Origin of the sequence: Intrasporangium sp. (assembly GCF_030452765.1) — a bacterium.
Taxonomy (GTDB): Bacteria; Actinomycetota; Actinomycetes; order Actinomycetales; family Dermatophilaceae; genus Intrasporangium_A.
In genome coordinates this window covers 1-5182 of sequence record NZ_JAKDLO010000248.1, presented here as the reverse complement: position 1 = coordinate 5182, position 5182 = coordinate 1, and the positions used below count along the sequence as shown (strand labels likewise).

The window sequence follows — 5182 nt, the reverse complement described above, 5'->3', positions numbered from 1 at the left end:
GATGACCCGCTACTGGGACGGCATCGGGTGGACCGATCACACCGCACCGGTCACCGCGCCGCCCCTCAGCTCTGCCCTGGCAGCCAAGGTGATGCTCGACCCGTACGGCAACCCGGTCAGCCCGAGCTCACGGCTCGCGGCAGCACTGCTCTGCTTCTTCCTCGGCCCGCTGGGGGTGCACCGCTTCTACGTGGGCAAGGTCGGCACCGGGATCCTGCAGCTGCTCACCCTGGGCGGCCTCGGGATCTGGGCCCTCATCGATTTCATCATCATCGTCGTCGGCCAGTTCCGGGACGCACAGGGGCGCCTCCTCGTCAACTGGTGACGTGCTGCCCGGTCGACTGTGCTTTGGTGCGCCGTCGAGCGGGAGAGCGCCCGGTCGACTGTGCTTTGGCTCACCCGGTCGAGCGGGCTATGGGCCGGTGACCTCGATGTCGACGAGCAGCTCCGTCGCCAGCCGCTCGAGCCCGGCACGCACGGCGGCGAGGTCGACCGAGCTCGGCACCCGAACGACGACGTGCGCCTCGAAGAGCCGACCGCCGGCCATAGGTGCGTCCCGGCTCTCGGTCGACATCCGTTCGATGCTGAGCCCAGCCTCGGCGAGGACCGCCGAGACGTCGTGGACGATCCCTGGACGGTCGTTGCCCAGGACATCGATGGTGAGTCGCTCGGCGCCCTCGGCAGGCTCGGCCTGCTCGGCCTCGGCGCCGGGGTGCGCGGACACCTCGAGAAGCCCGTCGAGACCGCGCAAGGCATCGGTCAGGGCTTCGGCCTCTGCCTTGGGGACGGTGACGACCACGATGCCCGCGAACTTGCCCGCGAGCTCGGCCATCTGGCTGTCCTCCCAGTTGCCGGCATGGTCGGTCACGACCTGCGAGAGCGCCTCGACGAGTCCGGCGCGGTCGTCGCCGATGACGGTGAGCACGAGCTTGGGCACGAGTGCATGGTAACGACAGGTCGGCCTGGGTTGCGACATCCTGTGACAGGTGTGATGGGAGTGAGGGGAGTGACGGGAAGTGGATGCAGGCTGGCGCGCCCGCCACACACAGCCCGCCACACACAGAGGGTGGTCGGTGCGCTCGTTCGTCGGGGAGGGGACGCGAACGAGCGCACCGCCACCGCGGTCCCGTCACCGGGATGGAGATGCACCCGCGAGGGAGCTTGAGGGAGACACCTCACACCGCGCCGGAGTTGCCGGTTCGTCCAGCGTAGAAGGGCCCTGGGCCGTTGTCCTGTCGAAAACCGCCGGGCCGTCGCCGCGCACCGACCCACCCCACACCGCGCGCGGTCGGGCTCGCCACGGTCAGTCAAGTGGAAACGACGAGGTCAGCACACCCACGTGTGGCAGCGACGAGCCTGGCGTTCGCCTCGTCCGAGCGGAGCACCCACTCGCGGGCTGCCTGCGGGCTCTTGCCGAACCGTTCGTGCCGGGCCACGAGCCGCCCGACTCTCGTCGCATCGTCGATGTCGACGAACCACACCTCGGCGAGCAGCGACCGCACCGAGACCCATGGTTCTTGCGGCAGCAGCAGGTAGTTGCCCTCGGTGATGACCAGGCGCACAGACGGCTCGACGGCGATGGCCGCGGCGATCGGCTGCTCGAGGTCTCGCTCGAACCCGGGCGCGTACACGGTCTGGCCGCGCTCCTCGAGCAGCCGGCGCAACAGCGCGACGTAGCCGTCCGCGTCGAAGGTCTCCGGCGCACCCTTGCGGTCCGTCAGGCCGAGGCGTTCCAGCTGCCGGTCCGCGAGATGGAAACCGTCCATCGGGACCAGACGGGCGGCATCCGGGCCGAGTCCCTCGGGAGCCGGCGCACCGAGCCGCTCGAGCAGTCCTCGTGCCACGCTCGACTTGCCGGCCCCCGGTGCGCCGGTGATCCCGACGATCACCCGGGTCCCCGCCTCGGCGCCCGTCACGAGCGCGACGAGTCGGCGCACGAGCGCGTCATACAGTGGCCGCATGTCTCCACCATGGCGGTCCCGGCACGCTGAGCGCCAGCGGGGAGGCCCCCCGGCTACCCACAGGGCGGGACGGGGCCGAGCTCGGTAGGCGAGTCGATGAGCTGGCGAAGCAGCTCGACCGGCACGGCCCAGAACGGTCCCTCCGGCTTGCCGGCGTAGGCGACGCCGACGACCTCTCCGGCGGCGTCGACGAGCGGGCTGCCCGAGCTGCCGTGCGCGATCGGCGCGTCGTTGATGATCATCGGCTCGTCGGACTCGCCGACGATGTCGGCGCCATAGCGGAGCACGTGGCCGTGCGACGTTGTCAGCTCGCCGCCCCCGGGATAGCCGACGACGGTGATCGGGTCGCCCGGCTTCGGGTTGGCGGACGCCAGCGGCAGCGTCGCGGCCAGGTCGTCGGAGATCCGGACGATCGCCAGGTCGGCGAAGGTGGCGACACCGGCGGTGGCGACCTGCCGGTCATGGCCGTCATAGGTCTGCAGCTGCAGCACCGCGGCCCCGTCCACGACGTGCCGGTTCGTCACGATCACCCGCGGTGCCACGGCGAACCCGGAGCCGACCTCGACGCCCTCGCAGGTGATGTTGCGGATCCTCAGCGCCGCCCGCTCGTAGGCGGTGAAGCCCTTGAGCGTCGCGGTAGCGGCGGACCCTGCGGTGATGACCGGCGCGCTCGAGACCCCCGAGACGGTGTACGGGGCAGGCGTCGTGCGTGACGGCGGGGAGATCGGTAGCACTGCGGCGCAGCCCGCGAACAGCAGGGTCACGGCGGCACCAGAGGCGGCGAGCGTCAGAGAGCTGCGCGCCATCGTCACCGTCCCTCGAGCCATTCCTGGAAGTCCCTGCTCTGGCTCTGTGCCTCGTCGCAGCCGGAGTTGACCTCGGCGACGACGGAGGCGAGCGCTTCGGGGTCGGCGCGGTCCGCGTCGACCAGGTAGGCCTGCAGGCTGCGCAGCCCGGTCACGCACGTGTCGAGCTGGTCCTGGAGCCGGGCGGCCTGCGCGACCGCCGTCGCGAGCAACCCCGCCTCGTCGCCGACCTTGGCCTTCTCGTCGGCCAGCTCACGGATCCGCTCCGACGCGTCGTTGTACTGTCCGGCGACCGCGTTGAGGTTGCCCTTCGTCTCATCGAGCGCCTGACGGGTGTCGTCGAGCGCGAGCTTGGTCTTGGTCAGCGTCTCGCTCGTCCGGTCCAGCTCGACTCGGGTCGCCTCGAGCTCGGTCGTCGTCGAGGTGGCGAGCGCCTTCCAGGCCTGGGCGGAGTCGAGGCTGCGCTGGTAGCCGTAGCCGAGCACCCCGAGCGAGACGACACAGGTGGCCACGAGCGTCCAAGCGAGGACCGTCGCCCACCGACGTGGTGGGCGGCGCCGCGCCGGCTTGCTGGTCCGGCTCGGAACGGTTGGGACCGTGGGCCCCGTGGCGCGCACGGGGATGGGCCTGGTCTCGCCGGGCTCGTCGCGAGCGGTCATGCCTCCACCTCAGCCGGGAACAGTGCGGGTAGGCTCATCCTCCCGCCTCGGGCCCGCAATGCGGAGCCGATCGCGGCTTCTCGCTGATGTCGATCACGACGATGGAACGGCCCGCATGTGGCGAGAGGTTGGCCCCGGGCCCTCGGCCGGCGCGACAGCGTCAGCGACGACTACTCGAGACGGATCGGAAGAACGTCACGACGGCGACCAGGAGCGCAACAGCGCTGCCGCCGATGCCGACCGCGAGTGCGACCCGGGCGACGGTCGTCCAGTCGATGCTCGACTCGCCGAAGTCGAACGGGAACACCTGCCAGACCCGCAGCATGGCCGCGAGTCCGATCGATGTGGTCACCACGTCGCCGAGGGCTTTGAACCAGCGGGGGTCCCACGCGGCGTAGACCACGTTTGCGGCTACTCCGGCGATCAACATCGCGTTGACCGAGGCGAGGATCTCGGTCGTCGCGGGTGACAGGAACGGCAGCACCGCCCAGCCGGGCGAGACGTTGACGAGGTAGAACAGCAGGGAGTTGACCCCCACGGCGACCGCGTAACCGAGCCGTCGACTTGCGACGGACTGACGCTGACGGATGGTCACGGTGCTCATGACTACCTCCCTGAGCCAGGGTTCCGGCGAGCCCACACGGGCCCGCTGCTGTCATCGTTTCACCGCGCGAATCGCCAACGGTTCCAAAGCGATCCACGTCACGTGTCAGGTCTGTCACGCGCGCCGCCGGCAGCCTGTCCGGATGAGGCCGCTGGAGCTCAGAGGTGGTCCGATCTCATCTGGTACCCCAGTTGTAGAGCTGTTTGTTCAGCTTCAGGTAGACGAAGGTCTCCGTCGCCGTGACGGATGGCAGGTTGCGGATGCGGCTGTTGAGCAGCTCGAGCAGGTGGGCGTCGTCCTCACAGAGAACCTCGATGATCAGGTCGAAACTGCCCGCCGTCGTCACGACATAGGTCACCTCGTCCATCTCCGCGAGGACGTCGGAGACGGCGCTGAGGTCGCCGGTCGTGCGCAGGCCGATGAGCGCCTGCCGCGTGAAGCCGAGCTGCAGCGGGTCGGTCACCGCCACGATCTGCATGACCTCTGCGTCGAGCATCCGCTGGACCCGCTGGCGCACGGCAGGCTCGGAGAGCCCGACCTCCTGGGCGATCGCGGCATACGACTTGCGCCCGTCCTGCTGGAGCTGCTCGATGATCTGCTTCGAGAGCCGGTCCAGCGTGACGGTGGGTCTGTGGGTCTGTCCCGGTCCATCCTGACGTGCGGCGCGGCGTGGCATAGGTCGATAGTGAGCCCCGGAATGCGAAGTTCGCAACCTTTTGCGCAACGGAATATAGACCTGTTGTCGACCAAACGCTCCGATACCGTAGTCGGTTTGAGTAGCATCCGCCCATGAACGAGACGGACAGCCTCGCCCTCCGGGCCGCTCTCGCCAGCGGCCTCGTCACCCGACGCTCGGCGCTCTTGGGGATCGCCGGTATCGGCGCGGCCGCAGCCCTCGCGTCGTGCGGGTCTGCGGGCCGCAACCCCACCCCCGCCGGGGGGACCGCGGGGGCACCGACGGCCGCCGCGGCCAAGGACCTGTCCGAGACCGAGAAGGTCGTCAACTGGTCGAACTGGCCGGAGTACATCGACGTCGACGACAAGACCCAGAAGCGCCCGACCATCGAGGCCTTCACCAAGCAGACCGGGATCAAGGCCAACTACACCGAGGACTACAACGACAACGACGAGTTCTATGCCAAGGTCCGCCCG

The 5182-nt window shown here is 69.6% G+C and carries 7 protein-coding genes and 1 pseudogene; 2 read left to right on the top strand and 6 right to left on the bottom strand.

Going from position 1 to position 5182, the window contains the following annotated elements; translation table 11 throughout:
- The coding region (locus L0H79_RS20495; RefSeq protein ID WP_301486491.1) for an NINE protein at positions 1–325 on the top strand (325 nt) is incomplete at its 5' end.
- An 87-nt stretch (positions 326–412) separates the two neighbouring features.
- Here the strand turns inward: L0H79_RS20495 and L0H79_RS20490 are convergent.
- The 6 genes from L0H79_RS20490 to L0H79_RS20465 all read right to left on the bottom strand — a co-directional run bounded on the left by L0H79_RS20490 (position 413) and on the right by L0H79_RS20465 (position 4706).
- Entirely contained in the window at positions 413–937 is a 525-nt protein-coding gene (locus tag L0H79_RS20490; protein ID WP_301486490.1) for a glycine cleavage system protein R, read from the bottom strand.
- Positions 938–1307: 370 nt separating this feature from the next.
- A complete protein-coding gene (locus L0H79_RS20485; RefSeq protein ID WP_301486489.1) occupies positions 1308–1961 on the bottom strand; it encodes a nucleoside/nucleotide kinase family protein in 654 nt (217 codons plus the stop codon).
- A gap of 53 nt (positions 1962–2014) precedes the next feature.
- Positions 2015–2767, bottom strand: a complete 753-nt coding sequence (locus tag L0H79_RS20480; RefSeq protein ID WP_301486488.1) for a S1C family serine protease — start codon at positions 2765–2767, stop codon at positions 2015–2017.
- A gap of 2 nt (positions 2768–2769) precedes the next feature.
- Complete coding sequence (locus L0H79_RS20475) at positions 2770–3426, bottom strand: hypothetical protein (protein WP_301486487.1); 657 nt, start codon at positions 3424–3426, stop codon at positions 2770–2772.
- 160 nt (positions 3427–3586) lie between these two features.
- On the bottom strand, positions 3587–4030 hold the full coding sequence (locus L0H79_RS20470) for a hypothetical protein (protein WP_301486486.1): 444 nt from the start codon (positions 4028–4030) through the stop codon (positions 3587–3589).
- 175 nt (positions 4031–4205) lie between these two features.
- The gene (locus L0H79_RS20465) at positions 4206–4706 is read right to left on the bottom strand and encodes an Lrp/AsnC family transcriptional regulator (protein ID WP_301486485.1); all 501 of its coding nucleotides are present in this window, start codon (positions 4704–4706) and stop codon (positions 4206–4208) included.
- Positions 4707–4819: 113 nt separating this feature from the next.
- Here L0H79_RS20465 and L0H79_RS20460 point away from each other — a divergent pair.
- Positions 4820–5182 (top strand): annotated as a pseudogene (locus L0H79_RS20460) (spermidine/putrescine ABC transporter substrate-binding protein); the annotation flags it as partial.